This is a genomic window from Marinactinospora thermotolerans DSM 45154, from assembly GCF_900167435.1.
Taxonomy (GTDB): Bacteria; Actinomycetota; Actinomycetes; order Streptosporangiales; family Streptosporangiaceae; genus Marinactinospora; species Marinactinospora thermotolerans.
The window spans coordinates 1-22,780 of record NZ_FUWS01000021.1; the positions used below are offsets into that span (position 1 = coordinate 1).

The following is a 22,780-nucleotide window of genomic DNA, read 5'->3' on the forward strand; positions in this document are numbered from 1 at the left end:
GTGGCGGAGGGTGTCGGTGAAGACGAGGGTGCCGGTGACGAACATGACGCCCAGCACGATGGCCAGGGCGGTGGTGAACAGGCGGCCCTTGTGCAGGCGCAGGCCGGCCAGGGTGGTGCGTAGCACGGTTCAGCCCTCCAACGCCAGCAGGTGGTCCAGCACCGACTCGGCGGTGGGATCGTCGACCTGTCCGGCCGGGCGGCCATCGCGCAGGAACACCACCCGGTCGGCGTAGGAGGCCGCCACCGGGTCGTGGGTCACCATCACCACGGTCTGGCCCATCTCACGCACCGAGTCGCGCAAGAACGCCAGTACCTGGGCGCCCGACCGCGAGTCGAGGTTGCCGGTGGGCTCGTCGGCGTAGACCACCTCGGGCGCGCCCAGCAGGGCGCGGGCCACGGCCACGCGTTGTTGCTGGCCGCCGGAGAGTTTGGCGGGCAGGTGGTCCAGTCGGTCGGCCAGGCCCACCACTTCCACGATGCGGGCCAGGCGTTGGTGGTCTATGCGGCGTTTGGCGATGCGGGCGGGCAGGGTGATGTTGTCGCGGGCGGTGAGCATGGGCAGCAGGTTGAAGGCCTGGAAGACGAAGCCGATGCGGTCGCGGCGCAGTTGGGTGAGTTGCCGGTCGGTCAGGGCGGTGATGTCGGTGCGGCCCATGGTGATCTGGCCGGAGGTGACGGTGTCCAGTCCGGCCAGGCAGTGCATCAGGGTGGATTTGCCCGAGCCGGAGGGGCCCATGATCGCGGTGAACGCGCCGCGGGCGAACTCCAGGTCCACCCCGTCCAGGGCCCGTACCAGCGTGCCACCGGTGCGAAACGTCTTGGTCACCCCACGCGCCACCACCACTGGTGGGGAGGGGTCGCCCGCAGCGGTGGGGCGGGTGCCCTGCGTACGCGCGTCGACTACCTTGTCCGACATGTCTTTCCTCGTGTCGTGGCGCCCCCGAAGCTCATCGGGACGCCGAGAACACTAGGAACCACGCCACCGTCGGCACATCGGTCGAAAGCGTGGCGTCACGACGACCGTTGGGCGGCTCTTTCCGGGGCGCACCACCGACGATCGACAGGGGCGACCCCCCACCGGACGCTGCCCGTCCCCGGGAGGGGCCTCACTCCGCCCCGACGCCGCGGACCCTCGCCCAGGCCCGGGCCATGCCGCCGAGCCAGCGGTCCCGGTCCTCGGCGCGGCGGCGTTCGTAGTCGGCCACCTCGGGGTGGGGCAGGACGAGGAACCTGCCGTCGCGCAGCGCGGTGATGGTCGCCTCCGCCACGTCCTCGGGTTCCAGGTAGGCCCCGCCCAGGCGGGTGGCCGCGGTCGGCCCGTCCCCGGCGGTCATGGCGGTGTTGACCCCTTGGGGGCACAGGCACGACACCCCGACACCGGTCCCGGCGTGCCGGATGGCCAGCCACTCGGCGAGGGCGACCGCGCCGTGCTTGGTGACACTGTAGGGCGCGGCGTCGAGATTGGTGAGCAGGCCCGCGGCCGAGGCGGTGACCAGCAGGTGGCCGTGCCCCCGCTCGACCATGCGCGGCAGCAGCGCGCGGGCGACGTGGACGTGGGCGAGCACGTGGACCCGCCAGGAGAGGTCCCAGTCGGCGGCTGCGCCCAGGTCCCGGCCCGCTGCCACGCCGGCGTTGGAGCACCACAGGTCGATGGGCGCGTGTTCCCTTTCGACGGCGGCGACGGCAGCGGTGACGGCGGCCTCGTCGGTGACGTCCAGGACGAGCGCGTGGGCGCGTTCCCCGAGCTCGGCCACTGTCCGTTCGACCCGCTCGGGGTCGAGGTCGGCGACGATGACCCGGGCCGCCCCCTCCGCGAGGAAGCGTTCGGCGAGCGCGCGTCCGATGCCGCCGGCGCCTCCGGTGACGACCACCGTCGTCCCGGGCGGGGTGAAGGGGTGGGCCATGTCCGTTGTCTCCCGTCTTCGCGTCGATCGGTCGGTGGTCAGGGGGCCGGCACGTAGACGAGGCGTCCGATCGTGGAGCCGTCGGCGAGACGCTGGACCCCGTCGGCCAGCCGGTCCAGTGGCAGGGTCTCGCTCACCAGCGGTTTGACCAGACCGCGTTCGGCGAGATCGGCCAGCTGCTCGTGGCATTCGGCGATGACCTGGGGCGCGCGGTCCCGGTACAGCCCCCAGTGCAGGCCGACCAGGGAGTAGTTCTTGATCAGGGCGTGGTTGAGCCCCGGAGTGGGGATCGTGCCGCTCGCGAACCCGATGACGAGGATGCGTCCCTCGAAGGCGATGCACTTGGTGGAGCGGGTGAAGGAGTCGCCGCCGACCGGGTCGAACACCACATCGGCGCCGCGTCCCCCGGTGAACTCCTTGACCACCTGGACGAAGTCCTCGGTGCGCCGGTCCACCACCACGTCGGCGCCGAGCTCACGGGCCACCTTCGCCTTGTCCGCACCGCCGACCACCCCTACGACCCGCGCCCCGGCCGCCTTCGCGAGCTGGATCGCGGCGCTGCCGACCCCTCCGGCGGCCGCGTGGACGAGCACGGTCTCGCCCTCGCGCAGGCCGGCGCGGCGGTGCAGCGCGAACCAGCCCGTCTGGTAGCCGATGAACAGCGACGCCGCCTCGGGGTCGGTGAGCGCGGCCGGCGCGGGGTACACGGCGTCCGCCCTCATCAGGGCGTACTCCGCGAAGGCCCCCGTGGGCAGCTCCGCGGAGCCGAGCACACGTTCTCCCGCGCGGACGCCGGTCACGCCCTCGCCGGTCTCGACGACCTCCGCGCACAGTTCCAGGCCCGGCGTGAACGGCAACGGGGGGCGGACCTGGTAGCCGCCCCGGCACAGCAGCGCGTCGGGGAAGTTGACGGCCGCCGCGCGGACCCGGACGAGCACCTGGCCGGGGCCGGGCCGCGGTGGTTCGACGTCCTCGACGCGCAGGACGTCCTTCGGTTCACCCAACTCGCGTACCCGCACCGCTTTCACACGCACCTCCAGATACCAACCGGTCGGTCTAAAGTGAACCGTGATCGGCGCGGGACCGTCAAGGGCGGAGCGGGCCGCGACGCGCCCGCCCCCTCCTCCCCTGCGGATACCCTGGACACCGGGAGCGACGCGCCGGCCCCCGCCGCGCGCCCCACCAGGTTCGACGAGGCCCCGCCCGGCGGTGTGCCAGCCGGCCCCCGCCCGGCCCGGCGGCCGGCCGCGCGCCGAACGGAACGACACCGCCAGACCCACATCCGCGAGGAGACGAACGCCCGGTGAGCGCCCCGACCGAGACCCCGACGAACAAGCCAGCCGAAACCCTCTCCGAGGCCGCGCGGCGGCGGACGTTCGCGGTGATCTCCCACCCCGACGCCGGTAAGTCCACGTTGACCGAGGCGCTGGCCCTGCACGCGGCCGCGATCACCTCGGCCGGCGCGGTCCACGGCAAGGGCGACCGGCGCGGCGTCACCTCCGACTGGATGGAGATGGAGCAGGCCCGCGGCATCTCCATCACCTCGGCGGCGCTGCGCATCGACTACGGCGGGTGCGTGCTGAACCTGCTGGACACCCCCGGCCACGCCGACTTCTCCGAGGACACCTACCGGGTGCTGGCGGCGGTGGACTGCGCGATCATGCTGCTGGACTCGGCCAAGGGTCTGGAGCCCCAGACCCTGAAGCTGTTCGACGTGTGCCGGGCGCGCAAGGTCCCCGTCATCACCTTCGTCAACAAGTGGGACCGGCCGGGCCGCGAGCCCCTGGAGCTGCTGGACGAGATCGAGCAGCGCATCGGGCTGCGCCCCACCCCGCTGAACTGGCCCGTGGGCATCGCCGGCGACTTCCGCGGCCTGATCGACCGCTCCGACGACTCCTACACCAAGCTGCACCGCACCCCCGGCGGGGCGACCGTGGCCCAGGAGGAGCGCCTGGACCACGACCGCGCCGCCGAGATCGAGCAGGACGCCTGGATCCAGGCCCGCGAGGAGCTGGAACTGCTCGGCGAGATCGGCGCCGACTACGACGAGGAGTCGTTCCTGGCGGGCGTCTCCTCCCCGGTGCTGTTTGGCGCGGCGCTGCCCAACTTCGGGGTGGGTCAGCTCCTGCGCGCCCTCATCGACCTGGCCCCCGCCCCTTCGCCACAGGCCGACGCGGCCGGCGTGCCGCGTCCGATCGAGGCCCCCTTCTCCGGCCTGGTGTTCAAGATGCAGGCCAACATGGACAAGGCCCACCGCGACCGGATGGCGTTCGTCCGGGTGTGCTCGGGCCGCTTCGACCGCGGCATGGTGCTGACCCACGCGGCCACCGGCCGCCCGTTCGCCACCAAGTACACCCAGGCGGTCTTCGGCGCCGAACGCCACACCATCGACACCGCCTTCCCCGGTGACGTGATCGCGCTGGTCAACGCCCAGGCGCTGCGCGTGGGCGACACCCTGTACGAGGGGCCCAAGGTCGAGTTCCCGCCGATCCCCAGCTTCGCCCCCGAGCACTTCGCGGTGGCCCGCGCGCTGGACGCCGGACGCTACAAGCAGTTCCGTCGGGGCATCGAGCAGCTCGACACCGAGGGCGTGGTGCAGGTGCTGGTCTCCGACGTGCGCGGCGAGCAGGCCCCCGTGCTGGCCGCGGTCGGCCCGTTGCAGTTCGACGTGGTCAAGCACCGGATGGAACACGAGTTCCGCGCCCCGATCGAGCTGGCCCACCTCGACTACGGGCTGGCCCGGCGCACCGACGCCGCGTCCGCGCCGATCCTGCACGGCCTGTCCGGGGCCGAGGTCCTGACCCGCCGGCTCGACGGCGAACTGCTCGTGCTGGTGCACAACAAGTGGCGGCTGCGCGTCATCGAGCGCGACAACCCCGGCCTGGTCTTGGAGCCGCTGCTGGCCGGAGGGGTCGAGGACGGCTCCTGAGGCGCCGGGGCGCCGGCGTGGCGTGGGGCCGCGCCGGCGCGCGACCGCCGCTCAGTCGAGCTGGAAGGACCGCTTGGACATCCCGTACCAGAACCCGTCGATGACGCTGCGGGGTGTCTCGCCGGTCCGGTTGCCCGCGCCCAGGGCCACGAACAGCGGCGCCAGGTGCTCGCTGCGCGGGTGGGCGATGTCGGCGGCGGGCGCCTTGTGGGCCCAGTCCAGCAGCGCGTCGATGTCGCCGCTCCGGGCGGCGCGATCGGCCCAGTCGTCGAACTCCTGCGACCAGGCGGGCGGCGTGTACCCCGGCCCTCGGCTCATGTCGACGCACGACAGGTTGTGGGTGAGGAAGCCGCTGCCCATGATGAGCACCCCCTCGTCACGGAGGGGGGCCAGCCGGCGTCCCAGTTCGAACAGCCGTTGCGGGTCGAGGGTGGGCATCGAGATCTGGAGCACGGGGACGTCGGCGTCGGGGTACATCTCCTTCAGCGGGACGTAGGCTCCGTGGTCGAGCCCCCGCTCGGGGGCGTCGGCCACCGGCACCCCGTGCCCGTTGAGCAGGCCGCGGACCTTGGCCGCCAGCTCGGGCGCTCCCGGGGCGGCGTAGGTGACCTCGTAGTAGCGCTGCGGGAATCCCCAGAAGTCGTAGACGAGGGGGACGGTCCGCGTGGCGCCGATCGTCAGCGGGCCGGCCTCCCAATGGGCCGAGACGATGAGGATGGCCGTGGGTCGGGGCAGGTCGGCGGACCAGGAGGCGAGCTGGCCGGTCCACAACGGGTCGTCGGCCAGCGGCGGCGCGCCGTGCCCGAAGTACAGGACCGGCATGGGACCCGCGCTCTCCGGTCGTCCGGGGGCGTTCACGCTCGTCATGGGCACCTTCCTCCGGTGGCACACCACCAGAACCTTCCAAGAAGAAATTTTCCTAGGAAGATAGTAGCCCGCGCGCGCCCCTCCGTCCCCCTCCCCACCCGGGCGGGGAGGGGAGAGACCTCTCAACGCACGATCGCCACCGGCCCGGTGGCCCCGTGCAGGACCGCCTGGCTGACCGAGCCGAGCAGCAGGCCGGCGAACCCGCCCCGGCCGCGCGACCCCACCACGATCAGGTCGGCGGGGCACGCCTCCTCCAGCAACGCCACCACCGGGTGGGCCCGCACGGTCTTGGGCTCCACCTCGACCTCGGGGTGCTCGGCCCGGGCCGGTGCCAGGGCCTCGTCCAACGCCGTGCGGGTGGCCTGCTCGACCGATTCGTCGTCGAACACCTCGCCGGGGATCGGCCCCATCGTGGAGGCGAAGGCGGTCATGGGCTGCCACGCGCTGAGCGCGACCAGGCGGGCGCCGCGGCGCGCCGCCTCGGCGAAGGCGAAGGCGATGGCGCGCTGCCCCTTCTCCGAGCCGTCCACCCCGACGATGACCCGGCCCCGCACCCCCTGGGCCGTCTCGTGCTTCTTCGGCAGGATCACCACCGGAACCGGGGCGTGCGCGGCGAGGTCCACCCCGACCGACCCCACGAGGGCCGACGCGATGCTGCCCAGACCGCGCGAGCCGACCACGACCGCCGCCGCCCCCGGCGCGGAGGCCGCCTCCAGCAACGCCTCCGCCGGCCGTTTCTCGGCCAGGAGCGTGTCCACGGTGAGCTCGGGGTAGATCCGCAGGATCCACTCGCGCGCGTAGTCCAGCAGGGCTTGGGCGTCGCGGAGCAACGACGACTGTTCCTCGTCCCTGCGGCGCAGCAGGTCGCCGAAAGGACCCTCGCGTTCGGGTGCCTGGGCCGCCGCGACGATACGCAGTCCCAGGCCTCGCAGCTGGGCCTCGTGCGCCGACCATTCGAGTGCGTAACGGCTGGAGTCGGAGCCGTCCACCCCGACGATCACCCAGCGGACACCAGACGCGTCGTTCATCGATCCCGCCTCGCTCTCCGGTCTCTCCGGTCGGGTCGCCGCCGGTTCCCGGACCTGTCCCGGGCAGCGGCTTTCCCCGCCCTACCCGATTACCGACATCTCATGACGAAGACCGCCGGATGGTGCGGGGTACCCGTTTCGATCCTGCACCCATTCCGAACGGACGGGACACCGGGGTGCCCCGTCCGCGCCACCGCCGCCCCGCCCCCGAAGCGGACATCGGACGCCTCTCCCCGGGCCTCAGGCCAAGGCGTCCGGCAGGGGCTCGGCGTGGACCACGTGCAGGGAGCTGACCGCGCGGGTGAGGACCACGTAGAGGCGGTTGAGGCCGCGCGGCTCGGCCGCGACGATGCGGGCCGGCTCGGCGACGACGACCGAGTCGAACTCCAGGCCCTTGGCCAGCGTCGCGGGGACGCAGACCAGGCGGGAGGTCTCCAGCGCGTCCTCGGTCTCGCCGAGCAGCGCGGCCGCCACCCCCTCGGCGAGCAGGTGGGAGCGCAACCCCTCAAGGTCGGCGTCGGCGGCGATCAACGCGACCGACCCCTCGCCCGACAGCGCCTCCTGGCAGGCCGCGGCGACCGACCCGGCGAACTCCGCGGCGGCGACGGCGCGGACGCGCAGCGCGCCCGGCGACCGGCGCACCGCGACCGGCGCCCCCAGCCCCGGCGCGATCGCCGGCAGCAGCCGCGCCGCGTAGTCGATGATCTGGGCGGGGACACGGTAACCGCGGTCCAGGACCGCGACAGGGGAGCCGGGCTTGCCGAGGTGGCCGAGCAGGGTCGCCCAGTCGTCGGCCGCCGAAGGCGCCGTGCCCTGCGCGATGTCGCCGAGCACCGTCAAGGTCCCGGTCGCGGCGCGCCGCCCGATGGCGCGGCACTGCATCGGGCTGAGGTCCTGGGCCTCGTCCAGCACGATGTGTCCCAGGCTCGCGGGGCGCTCGATGAGGGCGGTGGCCTCGTCGATGAGCGGCAGGTCGGCCGCCGACCAGCGTGCGGACTTCGGCCCGCGTGGCCGCCCCGGCAGCAGGATCGCGGCCTGTTCCTCCGGTTCGAGCAGGCCGTCGGCGGCGCGGGCGAGCCGTTCGGGGTCGGTGAGCAGGCCCAGGACCTGCTTGAGGGGGTCGGCCTTGGGCCACATCGCGGTGACCGCGGCCTTCACCTCGCGCGTGCGCCGGACCTGGTCGTGGGTGCGGTCGTCGCAGGCCTCCCCCTCGGCCTCCATCCGGGTCAACAGCGCGTGGGCGATGCGGTGGGCGAGGAGGTCGCGGCCCGCGCCGTAGGGGACGCCGCGTTCGACGAGCTCGTCGAGGATCGCCGCGAGCTCGTCGGGGTACAGCCGCCAGCGCCGCGCGCCGCGCCGCAGGACCAGCGTCTCGGTCGTCGGCCGGGGCAGGGACCACAGGTCCCGGCGGAGGACCTCGGCCATGCGCGCGTCCCCCTTGACCCGCGCGGCGAAGGGCTCCTCCTCCCGCCGGACCGGGACGACGCCGAGAAGGTCCTCGACGGTGGTCTGGGTGACGTCCACCTCGCCGAGGGCGGGCAGGACGTTGCGGATGTAGGACAGGAAGGAGCGGTTGGGGCCGATGATGGCGACGCCTCCGCGGGCCAGGCGCTTGCGCTCGGCGTAGAGCAGGTAGGCGATCCGGTGCAGGCCGACCGCGGTCTTGCCCGTTCCCGGGGCCCCCTGGACGCACAGAGTCTGGTCGAGGGGGGCGCGCACGAGGTCGTCCTGTTCGGGCTGGATCGTGGCGACGATGTCGCGCATGGGGCCCGAGCGCGGCCGTTCGATCTCCGCCGCCAGCAGGGCGCCGGCGCGCGCCTCCTCCTCGGCGGAGGGGCCTTCCAACAGCGCCTCGTCCTCATAGGCGGTGAGTTCGCCCCCGGCCGCGAACCCGTAGCGCCGGCGCAGCCGCACCCGCATGCGGGATTCGCGGGTGGCCCGGTAGAAGGCGACCGAGATCGGCGCGCGCCAGTCGAGGACCAGGGGGACGCCGCGCTCGTCGTGGACGTGGCGGCGTCCGATGTGGACGCGGTCCCCCTTGGGAACGGCGCCCCGCGCCGCGGCGGGGTCGGGGTCGAACACCGTCCCGGGGTCGAAGTCGAGCCGGCCGAAGAAGAGCGGCACATCGGGCAGGTCCACCAGCGCCTCGGCGCGCAGATCCCGGGCCTGGCGCAGGATCTGGGTGGAGACCCAGTCGCCGTAGACCTCGGGGGTCTCGGTGTCGAGGACGTCCTGGCGCATGCGGCGCAGCGCGGCGCGCGCGGCCTCCAGGTGGGAACGCTCGGCCAGGATCTCGGGGTCGACCGCGGGCATGGGGGAAGAGGGGGACGGCATGATCGGGCTCCGGCTCTCGGTGGGACGGACGCGGCGGCGGGTGCGTGGGTCCCGCCCCGGGAGCCCCGGTTCGTGCCGATCCTCAGCGCGCAGAAAGATGCCGCCAGAACGAAGCAGAGATACTAACGCCTCTCGAAAAGGCACGCAATCGTGTTCTCCGTCCGCCCCGTTTCCGCGCCGTCCGCTGCACGGCCATCGACACGCAAGATCACCTATTCCTTATAGATCGCCCCTTTCATGGGTATCCGTTTCTTATTTCGTTCCTGTCGATCGGAGGCCCATGTGACACCAGCAACGATCTTCGTCGGCGAATTCTTCGGAACCGCGATACTGATCCTCTTCGGCGGCGGAGTGTGTGCCGCGGTCACCTTGAACAGGTCGAAGGCACACGGGGCGGGCTGGACGGCGATCACGCTCGGCTGGGGGTTCGGCGTCATGTCGGGGGCCTACATGGCGCTCCCGCTGTCCGGGGGACACCTCAACCCCGCGGTGACGCTGGGCCTGGCGATCGACAGCGGCGACTGGGCCACGGTCCCCGTCTACATCGCGGCCCAGATCCTCGGCGCGATGGCGGGCGCGGCCCTGGTGTGGCTGGCCTACCTCGGCCAGTTCGGCGCCTCCGACGGCCCCTTCCTCGGGATCTTCTCCACCGAGCCCGAGGTGCGCCACCCCGTCCAGAACCTCCTCACCGAGGCCATCGGCACGTTCGCGCTGGTGTTCGTCGTCGTCGCGACCGGGCAGAACGACGGCCTGGCGATGTCGGGCACCGGGGTGCTCATCGTGGCGCTGCTGGTGGTCGGGATCGGCCTGTCCCTGGGCGGTCCCACCGGGTACGCGATCAACCCGGCCCGTGACCTGGGGCCGCGCATCGTCCACCAGTTGCTGCCGCTGCGCGGCAAGGGCGGCTCGGACTGGGGGTACGCCTGGATTCCCATCGTCGGCCCGCTGGTCGGCGGCCTGGCCGGCGGTGCCCTCGGCAGCGCCGTGTACGCGATGGTCTGACCCTTCCCCGCCCCCGCAACGCTTCCGGGGCCGGCCGCGTCCTCCCCGGGACCCGGCCGGCCCCGCCGGTCACTGGTCGGCCCGCGGCGTGATGTTCACCCCGCCCCCGGCGGGCACCGGGATGACCTCGATGTCACCGTTCTCCAGGGCCTTGTACAGGACATACCCCTCGGGGCCGAGGACGTCCACGAGGTCCTCGATGGCCTCCAGTTCCGTGGCGACCCGCGCGTTCTCCGCCTTCTGCGCCTCGTTGCGCTCGATCGCCTCCTGCGCCGCGGCGAGCGCGTTGCGGACGTCCTCGGGCGGCTGGGGCTGCTGGAGCGTCAACACGAGGTCGCCGCACTCCTGTCCCTCGCCCGGGACGTAGTTGGGGGCGCAGAAGAAGCTGCCGCCGCTCTGCTCCTCGATGAACTGGGCCGCGTACTCGCCGACCTTCTCCTCCCATTCCTGCTTCAGCTCGGCGTTGTTGTACAGGTCCTTCCAGGCGTAGTCCTTGGCGGCGGCGTCCATGGCGCGGTCCAGGGGCTGTCCGACGTAGTCGTAGAGCATCCGCTCCCAGCCGTCCTCCTCGTCCGCGCCGTACTTCAGACCGATGCGCTCGTGGAAGCGCTGGAGCGTGTCGCACTCGGTGTTGAGGCTGAAGGTGACGATGCCGGTGACCTCCAGGGCCAGGTTGTCCTTGGAGACGATGGAGATCGGCGCGGACTCCGCGTCCTCGGCGGTGGTGAACCGGTAGGTGCGCTGACCGGCCGGATAGACGTAGGCCTGGTCGCCCGGACCGTGGTAGTCGCGGTTGCCCGGCTGGACGCAGGCGTCGAAGGTGGTGTCGCTGAACGGTCCGGAGTCGTATTGGACGGCGATCTCGTCGGGGCCGGTGCTGACCGAACAGCCCGTGACCGTGACCAGGGCGAGCAGGCCGGCGACGACCGCGCGGGCGCGGGAGGAGGGGGTGCGGCCGAAGCCGGCGGGTCGGGGGGAGGGGGTGGAGGAACGCTTCATGCGGACTTCCTCGATGGCCGTGGCACGGGGGTGCCTGATCGACATGCTGTCCTTTGGACGCGCCCGGAGCGGGGAGCGTTGCGGTGGGGTGGCGGCTGTCCGGTTACGGCCGCGGACGGGACGCCTGTCCCCACGCGGGCGCCGTTTTCGCGCGCCGCCGCCGTGGGCGCGGCGGGGGTGTCGCGCCTCCTCCTCCCCTCGCCGCCTTACCCCAGGTCGCCCCGCGCGGACACCATGTACTACATTGCGTAGTGTTCGTCTGCGAAGCGGGCCATAGGGCTCGACGGGTGGACTCACGATGGCTGGGACGGCACGCGGAGGAGGAGCAGCGTGGTTGACGGGCTCACGACCACGATCCAGCTCGCGTCGCTGGCCCTGGCGGTATGGTGCCTGATCTCGACGATGCGCGGGCAGCCCATGGTCGTCCCCCACCTGGTCGCCCTGGCCGCCCTGGAGCTGCTGCTCATCGCCCAGCTCGTGGTGTCGGTGGTCATGCTGACCGGCGGCGAGCGACCCCCCGAGACCGTCGTCTTCGTGAGCTACCTGCTGACGGTCGTCCTCATCCCCCCCGCGTGCGCGGTGTGGGGGTTCATGGAGCGCAGCCGCTGGGGTCCCGCCGTCATCGCCTTCGCCTGCTTCATCCTGCCGGTCATGATGGTCCGGCTCGAACAGATCTGGAACCCGATCCTTGTCTGAGACTGCCCCACCCGCCAACCGTTCCGGCCCCGGGCGGGTCCTGATCGCGGTCTACGCCGTGTTCGCGCTCGCCGCGACCGCCCGCGCCACCGTGCAGATCCTCACGGACTTCGAGGCCGCGCCGCTGGCCTACCTGCTGTCCGCGCTGGCCGGTGTCATCTACATCGTGGCGACCGTGGGCATCGCGCGCGCCGACCGCACCTCGCACCTGGTGGCGATGGTGTCGTGCGCGGTGGAGCTGGCCGGTGTCCTCATCGTGGGCACGCTCAGCCTGGTGGATCCGGCGGCGTTCCCCGACGACACCGTGTGGTCACGCTACGGCAGCGGCTACTTGTTCATCCCACTGGTCCTGCCCGTCCTGGGGCTGTTGTGGCTGCGCCACGTGAACCGTCTGGACCGCGCGCGGGCACACGCGTCCTGACCGGGACGTCCGACGGAGAGCGGGGATATTCTGCGGCCATGTCACAGCCCCAACACGCCCGCCTGCCCGTTGTCGTCGAACCGGAGTGGTTGGCCGGGCATCTCGACGAGGTCGTCGTCGCCGACGTGCGCTGGTACCTCGACGGCCGCTCGGGCCGTGACGCCTACCTGGGCGGTCACCTGCCCGGCGCGGTGTTCGTCGACGTCGACACCGACCTGGCCGCCCCCGCCTCCCCGCGAGGCGGACGGCATCCGCTGCCCTCGCCCGAGGCGTTCGCGCGCGCGTTGGGCGCCCTGGGGATCGGGGACGCGACCCCCGTGGTGGCCTACGACGACGCCGGCGGCTCCACCGCCGCGCGCCTGGTGTGGATGCTGCGGGTCCTCGGCTCCCCGGCGGCCCTCCTCAACGGAGGCGTCCAGGCCTGGAGGGGGCCCGTGGAGAAGGGCGCGGTGACCCCCCGGCCGCGATCGCGGACCACGCGTCCGTGGCCGGCCGAGCGCCTGGTGGACACCGACGGGGTGCTCGCCGAGGCGGGCTCGCCCGATCGGCTCGTGCTGGACGCTCGCGCGCGCGAGCGCTACACCGGCGCGGCGCCCGTGCCCGCCGACCCCCGCCCGGGCCACGTTCCCGGCGCCCGCAGCGCGCCCTGGCAGGACAACCTCGGCCCTGACGGCCGGTTCGCCCCGGTGGAACGGCTACGTGAACGGTTCGCCGCGCTCGGCGCGGAGCGGGCGGACACGGTCACCGCCTACTGCGGGTCGGGGGTGACCGCCTGCCACGACCTGTTGGCGCTGGAGCACGCCGGTTTCCGCAACACACGCCTGTATCCGGGGTCGTGGAGCGCATGGGGCGCCGACCCCCGGCTTCCGGCCGAGACCGGCCCGGGGGAATGACGCGCCCCGAATCACCGGGGCGCGCCGGACGACACCGCGTGGCCTGTGGTTCTGGGTTAGCGGGCGGCCACGCGGCGGTTCGGGCGAGGGGCGGGGATCGGCTCCCATATTCGGTCACGACGGGGCGAGCACGGGCACGACGCGCCGATTCGGACTCCAGGTTCTTTGGTGTCCCCTTCCGGGAAGGCGACCTGGAGCAGGCAACGAATACGGAAAGGCTCGAAACCGTGCCTATCCGCTGTCTCACCGCTTTCTAACCTTGGGAGCCGAATCTTATGGACGTAACGCAGAAAGGCCGGCGGGGCGCCACTCCGCCGGAACACACAGGCTTGGCCCGGAGGAACAGATGAGCGCAACCGACCCCGCCGACGGCACCCCGCAGGGGTCCGAGGAGTTCGAGGGCGCCGGGGCCACCGCCGTGCCTCCGGCCGGCGAGACCCGATCGGACCCGCTCCCAGACGCCCCCTCCGCCGCCTCTTCGGCCCCCTCGCAGACGCCCTCGGACGACCCCGCTCCGACCGCCGCCGACCAGACCCTGACCATGCCCGCGGCCTCCGGAGAGGCCGGGCGTGAGCAGGACTCCCCGGCCTGGGCCTCCCGCCCCGACCAGGCGGCCGGCTCGGGGATCCAGCGCTCGGAGGTCCCCAACCGTCCGCTGCGCTCGCCCTACCCTGAGCGGCCCCCCTACGGCCCGCCCGCGGGCGCCTGGAGCGGTCCGCACGCAAGCCCCTCCGCCACCCCGCCCGGGGGCGTGCCGGGCGGCGGGGCGTTCGGGGCGGGTTTCCCGCCCGAGAGGGGGGCCGGCCCCGGCGGTTCCCACGGCGGTTTCGCCTCCCCTCCGCCCCCTCCGCACGGACCGTTCGGTCCCGCCTCCCACTTCCCCTCGGGCCCCGGCGAGGAGCCGCAGGAGCCGAGGAAGGCGCGCAAGCCGTGGAGCCGTGGCCGGGTGGTCGCCGTCGCCGGCGCCACCGCGCTTGTCACCAGCCTCATCGTCGGGCCGACCGCGGCGGTGGTGACCACCCACTTCCTGTCCAACGGCGGCGGCGCCATCAGCTCGCTGGCCGAGGAGACCAGCGGCTCGGTGTCGACGGGCAACGTGAGCACGGTCGCCGACGCGACGCTGCCCAGCGTGGTGTCCATCCAGACCGGTAACGGCAGCGGCGGCAGCGGCGTCGTCATCAGCTCCGACGGCCAGATCCTCACCAACAACCACGTCGTGAGCGGCGCCGGCGACAACCTGGTCGTGCAGTTCAACGACGGTTCGACGGCGCGGGCCGAGATCCTGGGGGCCGACCCCGTCTCCGACCTCGCGGTCATCAAAGCCGAGGGACGCACCGACCTGACCCCCGCCAAGCTCGGCGACTCCGACAAGATCGAGGTCGGCGCGGACGTGGTCGCCATCGGATCCCCGCTGGGCCTGTCGGGGACCGTCACCTCCGGTGTCATCAGCGCGGTGGACCGTCCGGTCAACACCGGCAGCGCAGAACCGGAGCAGCCCGAACAGCAGCTCCCCTTCGGCCTGCCCGGTCAAGGCCAGTCCGAGCAGGGCAGGGCGACCACGTCGACGGTCATCGACGCCATCCAGACCGACGCGCCGATCAACCCGGGCAACTCCGGTGGCCCGCTGATGAACATGCAGGGCGAGGTCATCGGTATCAACACGGCGATCGCGACGACCGGTGGGACCTCCGGCAGCCAGTCCGGTTCCATCGGACTGGGGTTCGCCATCCCGATCAACCAGGCCAAGCCGATCGCCGAGCAGCTCATCGAGACCGGCAGCGCCAGCTACGCGGCGATCGACGCGACGATCACCGCCGGCCCCAACGGCCAGGGCGCCAGGATCGTCGACGTCGCCAACGGCGGTGCCGCCCAGGAGGCCGGGCTGAAGGCGGACGACGTCATCACCCGCGTCGGCGACCGCGTGGTGACCGACCCCGACGTGCTGATCGCGGCCGTGCGCTCGCACCAACCCGGCGAGACCGTGACGGTCACCTTCGAGCGCGACGGCAAGAGCCAGGAGGTCCAGGTGACGCTGTCGGGTCAGTCCGCCGACAGCATCGGCAGCTGAGCACAGGACACGGAACCGGTCGAGCGTCGCGGGGGCGCCGGCGCGGTTCCGTCCGGGGCCGCGAACGGGCCCTGGCGCGGGGGAGGGCCGGCGCCGCCGACATCGGCGCCGGCCCTCATGCTTTCGGGTGCCCGGCCGGCGACGTCACCGGGTGCCGCCGTCCCCCTCCAGCTCCGCCTGGAGGTCGTCGACGGCGATCAGGTCGTGCCGGACCCGCCCCGTGCGGTAGGCGACGCGCCCCGCGATGTGGCCCGCCACCGGCACGGTGAGGATCTGGAACAGCGCGATCAGCACCAGGACGCCCACGTGGGACTCGGGCCACATGCGCAGCCCGATCCCGATGAGGATCAGGATCAGGCCCAGGACCTGTGGTTTGGCCGCGGTGTGCATACGCGACAGCAGGTCGGGGAAGCGCACCAGCCCCACGCCCGCGGCGAAGGAGAGCAGGGCCCCGGTGAGCAGGCAGCCCACCGCGATCCAGTCGATCACCTGATGGGTCATCCTCGTTCCCCCTTCCCCGACTCCTCCGTGGTCTGGGCGACCTGGCGCCGGGCGACGAACCGCGACACGCTGACCGATCCGAGGAAGCCCAGCAGGGACAGCACGAGCAGCGCCGGCAGCGCGGTCGGTTCGCGGTGGAACGCGGCGTAGGCGCCGATACCGGCGATCGCCGAGGCGAGGAGGACGTCCACCGACAGCGCCCGGTCCAGGATCGTCGGCCCCCTCATCAGCCGGACGACCGCCAGGAGCGACGCGGCGCCCAGCAGTACCCCGATCGCGATCCAGGCCAGGGTCATAGCGTTCCTCCCGCCACGGGTGTTCCCTCCAACCGGGCCAGGTCCTCCCGGGTGCCGAAGGCCCGGGTGATCCGCTCCTCCAGGGCCCACACATCGCGCCGCGCCGCCTCGGCCGCGGCCGGGTCGGCCGCGCCGAGCACGTGGACGAACAAGGTGGAGGTCGCGTAGCGGACCTCCACGATGACGCTGCCGGGAATGACCGACAGCGTGACCGCGGTCATGGTGAGCAGCAGGTCGGAGCGGGAGCGCAGCGGGACCCCGATGACCGAGCTGCGCGGCAGGCGCCCGAACGCGAACGCCTGGCCGACGACCTTGACACTCGCCGTGATCAGGTCGGTGGCGAACCGGCCGAGGAACACCAGGAACGGCCACGGGCGCAGCCGCAGCCCCGGATCGACCGGCGGGAGGGGGAAGATCAGCACGATGGCCAGCGAGACGAGCAGTCCCGACAGGACGACGCCGACGGACAGTTCGCCGAACAGCAGCGCCCACACCACGGTCATGGCGATGAGCGAGGGTACCTGGACGTAGACGCGCCCCAGGCGGAAGGCCAGCGGTGGACGGCGCTGAACGTCTGGACGTGTCATGCGACCCCCTCGGGGAAGACCGCCTCCACGTAGGGGGAGCGGTCGAGCAGTTCCTCGGCGGTCCGCTGGCTGTAGCCGATCAGCGGTCCGGCCAGCACGGTGAAGGCCAGCCCCATCGCGACCAGGCCCGCGGTCGCGCCGATCATGGTCGCCGGGAAGGTCGTGGTGGTGACGACCGTCCGCCCGCCCAGCGTGGCGGTACGGCCCACGACCGTGTCCACCCGCGAGGACGGCCCTATGGCCTCCTCCTCGGGCCCGTAGGCCGACGTGGCCGAGTCGTCGTCCTCCTCCGAGGTCTCCAGGACGGTTCCGGGCTCGGCGACCATGCCCTCGGAGGGGGCCCGCCAGAAGGCGTAGTTCCACACCCGGGCGATCGCGTAAAGGGTGAGCAGGCTGGTCAGCACCGAGCCGGCGACGAGCAGGTAGGCCAGCGGGGTGCCCGCCTGGACTCCGGCCTGCATGAGTCCGAGCTTGCCGAGGAAGCCCGACATCGGCGGGATCCCCGCGAGGTTCATGGCCGGGACGAAGAACAGGATGGCCAGGAGCGGGGAGAGCTTGGCCAGCCCGCCCAGGTCGTCCATTGACGCGCTTCCGCCCCTGCGCTCGATGAGCCCGGTGACCAGGAACAGGGTGGTCTGCACGGTGATGTGGTGGGCGACGTAGAAGACGGCGCCGCTCAACCCCTGGACGCTGGTCAACGCCACCCCGAACACCATGTAGCCGATGTGGCTGACCAGGGTGAACGACAACAGCCGTTTGATGTCGGTCTGGGCGACCGCGCCGAGGATGCCGATCAGCATGGTGGCCAGCGCCGCCCACATCAGCAGGTCGGCGACCGCCTCGCCGTCGAACAGCAGCGTCTGGGTGCGGATGATCGCATAGACGCCGACCTTCGTCAGCAGGCCCGCGAACACCGCGGTGACCGGCGCCGGGGCGGTCGGGTAGGAGTCGGGCAGCCACGCCGACAGCGGGAACACCGCCGCCTTGATCGCGAAGGCGACGAGCAGCATGACCTGGAGGACCAGGCGCAGGTCTTCGGGCACCCCCGGCAGCCGCACCGCGAGCTGGGCCATGTTGACCGTTCCGGTGGCCGCGTAGACCAGCCCGATCGCGATGAGGAACACCACGGAGGACAGCAGCGACACCACGACGTAGGTGGCGCCGGCGCGGATGCGCGCCTGGGTGCCGCCGAGGGTCAGCAGCACGTAGCTGGCGGTGAGGAGGATTTCGAAGCCGACGTAGACGTTGAACAGGTCACCGGCCAGGAAGGCGTTGGACACGCCGGCGACCAGGATGAGGTAGGTGGGGTGGTAGACCGCCAGCGGCGTGACCTCGTCGCGGTCGGCCATGCCCTGGCCGATCGAGTAGACGAGGACGCCCAGGGTGATGGCCGCCGACACCGTCACCATGAGCGCCGACAGCCGGTCGGCGACCAGCGCGATGCCGATCGGCGCCTCCCAGCCGCCGACGTGGACCACCTGTGGTCCGTGGGCGTCGGAGCCGAACAGCAGGACCAGCCCGATGGCCAGCACCACGGTCAGCGTGGTGACGCTGATGATCTTGTGCAGCCGGGGGGCGCGGATTCCCAGCGCGAACTCCAGGCCGGCGGCGAACAACGGCAGTACGACGGGCAACGGCACCAGGTAGTGCAGCAGGCTTTCCATCAGTCGGCTCCCTGGAGGTCGCTGTCCTCGGCCCTGGCGAGGCGTTCACGTTCGGCCCGGATCTGGGCCCGCATCTGCCGTTTCTGGGCGCGGATGCGCTGACGCGCCTCGCGTCGCAGCTCGCGTTCGGCCTCGCGGTCGAGGCGGGCGTGTTCCTGGAGCCGGACCCGGCAGGCGTCCACCTCGGCGCGGAGTTCCTCCACGCTGTCGGCGCGTTCACGGCCGACGTCCTGCATGCGCTGGATGACCTCGTCGCGGCCGATGTCCTCCTCCTGGCTGCGGCGGATCCACTCGCGCAGCTCGGCGTCGGCCTCGTCGAGCCGTTCCTCCAGCTCGTCGCGTTGCCGGGCCTCGCGGTAGTCCTCGGCCGCGATCCGCCGCCGCAGTTCGGCGCGTTGCAGCCGGATCTCGGCGCGCAGCAGCCGGCGTTGCTGGCGGATGCGGCGCCGGTACTCGGCGCGTTCCCCGCCGTGCAGGATGCGTCGGTCCTCGGCGTCGTCCTGCACGTCGTCGTTGCCCTGGAGCTGCCAGCTGCGGTGGGCCATCGCGAGCAGGAAGGCGGTGACGCCGAGCGTGATGACGATGGCGGTGAGGATCATCGCCTGGGGCAGCGGATCGCTCATCTCGTCCTCGGCGGTCAGGCCGATCAACGGCGGTCCGCCGGCCTCGCCCCCGGTGGACAGGATCATGAGGTTGACCCCGTTGCCCATGAGGATCACGCCGAGCAGCACCCGGGTCAGGCTGCGTTCCAGCAGGAGCACCACGCCGGCCGCGACGAGCACGCCGACCACGACGATCAGGGTGAGGGTGGGGGTGTCGTTCACGCGGTCACCTCCTCGGCCTCGGCGGAGTCACGCGCCTCGCGTTCCAGTTGCTCGTCGATGCGGGCGCCGAGACTGCGCAGGATGTCCAGGATGAGCCCGATGACCAGCAGGTAGACCCCGAAGTCGAACAGCAGCGACGTGGTCACGTGCAGGTGGCCGATCACCGGGATGTGCAGGTCGAAGACGCCTCCGTCGAGGATCTCGGTGCCGAACACGGCACCGCCCAGCGCGGTCCCCGCGGCGATGACCAGCCCCAGGCCGATCAGCACGCCGGGCTGGGCGTGCACGGCGGCGTAGAGCTCGTAACGGCCGCCCGCGAGGTAGCGGACCATGAGGCCGAGCCCGGCGACGATGCCGCCGGCGAACCCACCGCCGATGGAGGTGTGCCCGGTCAGCAGCAGGTACACCGACAGCAAGACGATGACGGGGAAGAGTCCTCGCGCGGTCACCTCGAAGATGACCGAGCGCCGTTCGCGGGCGAGGGCTGCGGCCCCCGGCAGCCACAGCGGGTTCCACTTGGGCCGGATGCGGAGCTGGCGGGGGGCGACGGCGATGCCGGAGGGCCGCCAGGGCACCGCGTTGGGCTCGGCGGGCGCGCCGGCCGGCTCGACCGCCGAGATCGCCGGCAGCGGTGTGACGGGCACGCCCATGCGCCCGCGGACCGGCCGGGCGCGGCGGCGGACGAACATCAGGCTGGCCACGCCCGCCGCGGCGACCGCGAGGACCGAGATCTCCCCCATGGTGTCCCAGGCCCGCAGGTCCACCAGGATGGTGCTGATGATGTTCTTGCCGCCGGCCTCCTCGGCCGCGGCGGGATAGCCCGACGAGATCGTCTCGGCGCGCCGCCCGGCCAGCGCGAAGTAGGCCATGACGGCGACGAGCGTGCCGGTCGCGGCGCCGATGAGCAGGTTGATCCGGCGCCGTCCCCGCAGGACCGGGGTGGTGAAGCGGGTCGGCAGCCGGCGCAGCACCAGGACGAACACGACCAGGCTGACCGTTTCGACGAGGAACTGGGTGAGGGCGAGGTCGGGCGCGCCCTGGAACATGAACAGGGTCGCCGCGCCGTAGCCGGTGACGCCGACGAGCACGACGGCGAACAGCCGGCGTCGCACGAACAGCACGCCCACCGCCGCGATGACGGTGACGGCCGCGGGGACGAACTGGATCGGGGAGTCCCACAGGCGCACGGGGGGCGCCTCGATCTCCCACAGCCTGCCGGTCAGGATCGGCACGCCGCTGAGCACGACCAGGACGACGAGCGTGGTGCCGAGGTAGACCGGCAGCGAACCGCGCTGGGTGATGCCGGTGACCTGGATGGCGAGGGTGTCGACGGCGGCCAGGACACGCCGGTAGATCCGGTTGGGGTCGGGCAGGGCCAGGCGGTTGCCGAGCCAGACCACCTCACCGCGCCGGGAGAACAGCAGCAGGCCGCCCGCCAGGCAGACCGCGGTGAGGACCAGCGGCGTACCGAAGCCGTGCCACAGGGCCAGGTGGGCGGGGTGCGCGCCGCCCCAGGGCACGGTGTCGGCGTATCCGGCCAGGATCGGATCGAGGGCGGAGGCGAACGGCCCGCCGAGCAGGCTCAGCGCCGCGAGGACCGCAGCGGGCGCGACGAACAGGGCGCCGGGAGCGTGGACGGGGGTGGTGGGGACCTCGGGCTTGTCGAGGAACGCCCCCCACAGGAAGCGCAGGCTGTAGCCGACGGTGAAGACGGTTCCCACGACCATGCCGACGAGGGCGAGGGTCTGCCAGGCGGGGCCGTGCTCGAACGCCGCGAAGGCGGACTCCTTGGCGGCGAATCCGAACAACGGCGGCAGACCGGCCATGGAGGCCACGGCCAGCACCGAGATCCACCACACCGCGGGCATCGACCGGCGCAGCCCCGACAGCTCGCGGAGGTCGCGGGTGCCGGTGGAGTGGTCGATGATGCCGACCACCAGGAACAGGGGCGCCTTGAACAGGGCGTGCGCGCACAGCATCGCGATGCCGGCGAGCGCGGCGTCGCGGGTCCCCGCGCCCAGCAGGGCGGTGAGGAAGCCGAGCTGGCTGACGGTGCCGTAGGCCAGGAGCAGCTTCAGGTCGTATTGGCGCAGCGCCTTCCAGCCCGCCAGGATCATCGTCGCCACACCGACGCCGACGGTCAGGACCTGCCAGGCGGGGGTGTCGCCGTAGGCCGGGGTGAGGCGGGCGACGAGGTAGACGCCGGCCTTGACCATGGCCGCGGCGTGCAGGTAGCCGCTGACCGGGGTGGGGGCCTGCATCGCGGCGGGCAGCCACAGGCTGAACGGCAGCAGGGCCGACTTCGACAGGGCGCCGACGAGGATGAGCACGAGCGCGACCGTGACGGCGGCACCGCGCGGCGGGGCGGCGATGATCTCCGAGAGCAGGTAGGTGCCCGCGGCCTCGCCGAGCATGATGAGGCCGACCAGCATGGTCAGGCCCCCCAGCGTGGTGACGGTCAGCGCGGTCATGGCCGCGCGCCGGCTCTCGCGCCGTTCGGTGTTGTGCCCGATCAGCAGGTAGGAGAAGACGGTGGTCAGCTCCCAGAAGATGAAGAGCTGCACGAGGTCGTCTGCGAGGACCAGCCCGAGCATGGCCCCGGCGAACGCGGTGAGGACACCCGCGAAGCGTCCCAGCCCCGGCTCGTCGTCGGAGAAGTAGCGGGCGCAGTACACGAGGATCAGCGTGCCGATACCGGCCGCGATCAGGGTCATGACCAGCCCGAGGACGTCCATCCGGAAGGCCAGGCTCATCCGGTATTCGGGGGCCCAGGCGACGTTGACGCCCACGGGGTCTCCGGCGACGACGCCGGGCGCGCACAGCAGCGCCCACAGCGTCGTTGCGGCGGGAACCAACGCCAGTGCCAGGAAGGCGTTGCGTCCCCACCAGCGCACCAGGAAGGGGGCGAGCGCCGCCGCCACGAAGTGCGCGGCCAGCACCGACAGCAAGAGTCCCGTTCCTCCCTCATGTGGATCGCGCGGACCCGAGGTCGGGGACCGCGCCGTGTCCCCATCGGCCCCACCCTAGGCATCGGCGTCCGCGCTCAGGCGCACCGCCACACGTGGGACGCGCCTGATCGGAGCCCGCCGGATCGGGTCCTCGTCACCGCGCGCCACACGGACAAGGCGGCAATGGAGACTTATCCGAGTTTTATGTACCTTGGCTATTCAATGTCAAAGCTACCTAACGGTCAAGTGTCGTAAGGACGGCGCGGTGGAGCGGGACGACTCCGGGTTCTCGGACTTTCTCCATGCCTGGGACGAACTGATGGGCGCGGTCGTGCGCGCGCGCAGCCGCGGAGCGTCCGGCGGTGACAACGGTCTCACCCTTCCCCAGGCGCTCTTCCTGGGGATCGTGCGCGACCTGGAACGGCCCACGGTCGGCGCGGTGGCCGCCGCCGCGGGCGTGGCCTCCCCGACCGCCACCCGCATGCTCCAGCACCTGGAACGCAAGGGCATGGTGCACCGCCATCGCGCCGAGGACGACGAGCGCGTCACCCTCATCGCGCTGACCCCCCGCGGCGACCGGGCCGAACGGGAGTGGTGGGAACGGGTACGCGGCCACCAGCGCCGGTTGTTCTCCGCCATCCCCACCGAACTCCGCCCCCGCCTGATCGGAATGCTCCACGACATGCGCCAGGTCATCGACGACCTGTGACCCGGCGCCCTCCCCTCTCTCCCCGCCCCACGGCGATCCACTCCTTCCGGCCCCACATCACCGGCCAAGGTGGAAACGGCCCGATCAGGGCAGCTGGGAAGGGATGGA

At 72.4% G+C, this 22,780-nt stretch carries 20 protein-coding genes; 7 read left to right on the forward strand and 13 right to left on the reverse strand.

Features of this window, described 5'->3' with window-relative positions; all coding sequences use genetic code 11:
* Positions 1-129 precede the first annotated feature (129 nt).
* The 3 genes from B5D66_RS23965 to B5D66_RS23975 form a co-directional block, all read right to left on the reverse strand.
* The gene (locus B5D66_RS23965) at positions 130-918 is read right to left on the reverse strand and encodes an ABC transporter ATP-binding protein (RefSeq protein WP_078764093.1); all 789 of its coding nucleotides are present in this window, start codon (positions 916-918) and stop codon (positions 130-132) included.
* A 190-nt stretch (positions 919-1,108) separates the two neighbouring features.
* On the reverse strand, positions 1,109-1,906 hold the full coding sequence (locus B5D66_RS23970) for an SDR family oxidoreductase (protein ID WP_078764094.1): 798 nt from the start codon (positions 1,904-1,906) through the stop codon (positions 1,109-1,111).
* A gap of 38 nt (positions 1,907-1,944) precedes the next feature.
* Positions 1,945-2,934 (reverse strand): NADPH:quinone oxidoreductase family protein, encoded by a 990-nt coding sequence (locus B5D66_RS23975; protein WP_078764095.1) that lies wholly within the window; start codon positions 2,932-2,934, stop codon positions 1,945-1,947.
* A 275-nt stretch (positions 2,935-3,209) separates the two neighbouring features.
* Here B5D66_RS23975 and B5D66_RS23985 point away from each other — a divergent pair, with 275 nt between their 5' ends.
* Entirely contained in the window at positions 3,210-4,835 is a 1,626-nt protein-coding gene (locus tag B5D66_RS23985) for a peptide chain release factor 3 (RefSeq protein WP_078764097.1), read from the forward strand.
* Positions 4,836-4,886: 51 nt separating this feature from the next.
* Here the strand turns inward: B5D66_RS23985 and B5D66_RS23990 are convergent, their stop codons facing one another.
* The 3 genes from B5D66_RS23990 to B5D66_RS24000 all read right to left on the reverse strand — a co-directional run bounded on the left by B5D66_RS23990 (position 4,887) and on the right by B5D66_RS24000 (position 9,064).
* Entirely contained in the window at positions 4,887-5,702 is an 816-nt protein-coding gene (locus B5D66_RS23990) for a dioxygenase family protein (RefSeq protein ID WP_144390309.1), read from the reverse strand.
* Between the two features lie 122 nt (positions 5,703-5,824).
* Positions 5,825-6,730, reverse strand: a complete 906-nt coding sequence (locus B5D66_RS23995; protein WP_078764098.1) for a universal stress protein — start codon at positions 6,728-6,730, stop codon at positions 5,825-5,827.
* 240 nt (positions 6,731-6,970) lie between these two features.
* A complete protein-coding gene (locus B5D66_RS24000; RefSeq protein WP_078764099.1) occupies positions 6,971-9,064 on the reverse strand; it encodes a HelD family protein in 2,094 nt (697 codons plus the stop codon).
* Positions 9,065-9,301: 237 nt separating this feature from the next.
* On the opposite strand from B5D66_RS24000, the gene B5D66_RS24005 reads away from it, so the two are divergent.
* The gene (locus B5D66_RS24005) at positions 9,302-10,066 is read left to right on the forward strand and encodes an MIP/aquaporin family protein (RefSeq protein ID WP_235001201.1); all 765 of its coding nucleotides are present in this window, start codon (positions 9,302-9,304) and stop codon (positions 10,064-10,066) included.
* A gap of 69 nt (positions 10,067-10,135) precedes the next feature.
* Here B5D66_RS24005 and B5D66_RS24010 read toward each other — a convergent pair whose 3' ends face one another.
* Positions 10,136-11,065, reverse strand: coding sequence for an SPFH domain-containing protein (locus tag B5D66_RS24010; protein WP_078764122.1), 930 nt, complete (start codon positions 11,063-11,065; stop codon positions 10,136-10,138).
* A 330-nt stretch (positions 11,066-11,395) separates the two neighbouring features.
* Between B5D66_RS24010 and B5D66_RS24015 the strand changes: the two genes are divergently transcribed.
* The 4 genes from B5D66_RS24015 (at position 11,396) to B5D66_RS24030 (ending at position 15,143) form a co-directional block, all read left to right on the forward strand.
* Positions 11,396-11,761 (forward strand): hypothetical protein, encoded by a 366-nt coding sequence (locus B5D66_RS24015; RefSeq protein ID WP_078764101.1) that lies wholly within the window; start codon positions 11,396-11,398, stop codon positions 11,759-11,761.
* Positions 11,754-12,182 carry a hypothetical protein gene (locus B5D66_RS24020; RefSeq protein ID WP_078764102.1) on the forward strand — a complete coding sequence of 143 codons (429 nt, stop codon included), beginning with the start codon at positions 11,754-11,756 and terminating at the stop codon, positions 12,180-12,182. Before B5D66_RS24015 ends, B5D66_RS24020 begins: the two co-directional genes overlap by 8 nt.
* A gap of 38 nt (positions 12,183-12,220) precedes the next feature.
* Positions 12,221-13,075 carry a sulfurtransferase gene (locus B5D66_RS24025; protein WP_078764103.1) on the forward strand — a complete coding sequence of 285 codons (855 nt, stop codon included), beginning with the start codon at positions 12,221-12,223 and terminating at the stop codon, positions 13,073-13,075.
* A 346-nt stretch (positions 13,076-13,421) separates the two neighbouring features.
* Positions 13,422-15,143: a trypsin-like peptidase domain-containing protein gene (locus B5D66_RS24030; RefSeq protein ID WP_078764104.1), complete on the forward strand. Its 1,722-nt coding sequence runs from the start codon at positions 13,422-13,424 to the stop codon at positions 15,141-15,143.
* Positions 15,144-15,287: 144 nt separating this feature from the next.
* Here B5D66_RS24030 and mnhG read toward each other — a convergent pair whose 3' ends face one another.
* From mnhG to B5D66_RS24060, 6 genes are read right to left on the reverse strand one after another with little or no spacing between them, the layout of a single operon-like run.
* On the reverse strand, positions 15,288-15,644 hold the full coding sequence (gene mnhG / locus B5D66_RS24035) for a monovalent cation/H(+) antiporter subunit G (RefSeq protein ID WP_078764105.1): 357 nt from the start codon (positions 15,642-15,644) through the stop codon (positions 15,288-15,290).
* The gene (locus B5D66_RS24040) at positions 15,641-15,940 is read right to left on the reverse strand and encodes an MrpF/PhaF family protein (protein ID WP_078764106.1); all 300 of its coding nucleotides are present in this window, start codon (positions 15,938-15,940) and stop codon (positions 15,641-15,643) included. The genes mnhG and B5D66_RS24040 overlap by 4 nt, the downstream gene beginning before the upstream one ends.
* Entirely contained in the window at positions 15,937-16,527 is a 591-nt protein-coding gene (locus tag B5D66_RS24045) for a Na+/H+ antiporter subunit E (RefSeq protein WP_078764107.1), read from the reverse strand. The genes B5D66_RS24040 and B5D66_RS24045 overlap by 4 nt, the downstream gene beginning before the upstream one ends.
* On the reverse strand, positions 16,524-18,191 hold the full coding sequence (locus B5D66_RS24050; RefSeq protein ID WP_078764108.1) for a Na+/H+ antiporter subunit D: 1,668 nt from the start codon (positions 18,189-18,191) through the stop codon (positions 16,524-16,526). Before B5D66_RS24050 ends, B5D66_RS24045 begins: the two co-directional genes overlap by 4 nt.
* A complete protein-coding gene (locus B5D66_RS24055; protein ID WP_078764109.1) occupies positions 18,191-19,015 on the reverse strand; it encodes a Na(+)/H(+) antiporter subunit C in 825 nt (274 codons plus the stop codon). The genes B5D66_RS24050 and B5D66_RS24055 overlap by 1 nt, the downstream gene beginning before the upstream one ends.
* The gene (locus B5D66_RS24060) at positions 19,012-21,954 is read right to left on the reverse strand and encodes a Na+/H+ antiporter subunit A (protein ID WP_078764123.1); all 2,943 of its coding nucleotides are present in this window, start codon (positions 21,952-21,954) and stop codon (positions 19,012-19,014) included. The genes B5D66_RS24055 and B5D66_RS24060 overlap by 4 nt, the downstream gene beginning before the upstream one ends.
* 274 nt (positions 21,955-22,228) lie before the next feature.
* Between B5D66_RS24060 and B5D66_RS24065 the strand changes: the two genes are divergently transcribed.
* On the forward strand, positions 22,229-22,672 hold the full coding sequence (locus B5D66_RS24065) for a MarR family winged helix-turn-helix transcriptional regulator (protein ID WP_078764110.1): 444 nt from the start codon (positions 22,229-22,231) through the stop codon (positions 22,670-22,672).
* Positions 22,673-22,780 lie beyond the last annotated feature (108 nt).

Bases quoted from the DNA above. Each gene is read 5' to 3' on its own strand.
- B5D66_RS23965 (WP_078764093.1), bottom strand. From the start codon at position 918: ATGTCGGACAAGGTAGTCGACGCGCGTACGCAGGGCACCCGCCCCACC.
- B5D66_RS23970 (WP_078764094.1), bottom strand. From the start codon at position 1,906: ATGGCCCACCCCTTCACCCCGCCCGGGACGACGGTGGTCGTCACCGGA.
- B5D66_RS23990 (WP_144390309.1), bottom strand. From the start codon at position 5,702: ATGACGAGCGTGAACGCCCCCGGACGACCGGAGAGCGCGGGTCCCATG.
- B5D66_RS23995 (WP_078764098.1), bottom strand. From the start codon at position 6,730: ATGAACGACGCGTCTGGTGTCCGCTGGGTGATCGTCGGGGTGGACGGC.
- B5D66_RS24000 (WP_078764099.1), bottom strand. From the start codon at position 9,064: ATGCCGTCCCCCTCTTCCCCCATGCCCGCGGTCGACCCCGAGATCCTG.
- B5D66_RS24005 (WP_235001201.1), top strand. From the start codon at position 9,302: ATGGGTATCCGTTTCTTATTTCGTTCCTGTCGATCGGAGGCCCATGTG.
- B5D66_RS24010 (WP_078764122.1), bottom strand. From the start codon at position 11,065: ATGAAGCGTTCCTCCACCCCCTCCCCCCGACCCGCCGGCTTCGGCCGC.
- B5D66_RS24025 (WP_078764103.1), top strand. From the start codon at position 12,221: ATGTCACAGCCCCAACACGCCCGCCTGCCCGTTGTCGTCGAACCGGAG.
- B5D66_RS24030 (WP_078764104.1), top strand. From the start codon at position 13,422: ATGAGCGCAACCGACCCCGCCGACGGCACCCCGCAGGGGTCCGAGGAG.
- mnhG (WP_078764105.1), bottom strand. From the start codon at position 15,644: ATGACCCATCAGGTGATCGACTGGATCGCGGTGGGCTGCCTGCTCACC.
- B5D66_RS24040 (WP_078764106.1), bottom strand. From the start codon at position 15,940: ATGACCCTGGCCTGGATCGCGATCGGGGTACTGCTGGGCGCCGCGTCG.
- B5D66_RS24045 (WP_078764107.1), bottom strand. From the start codon at position 16,527: ATGACACGTCCAGACGTTCAGCGCCGTCCACCGCTGGCCTTCCGCCTG.
- B5D66_RS24050 (WP_078764108.1), bottom strand. From the start codon at position 18,191: ATGGAAAGCCTGCTGCACTACCTGGTGCCGTTGCCCGTCGTACTGCCG.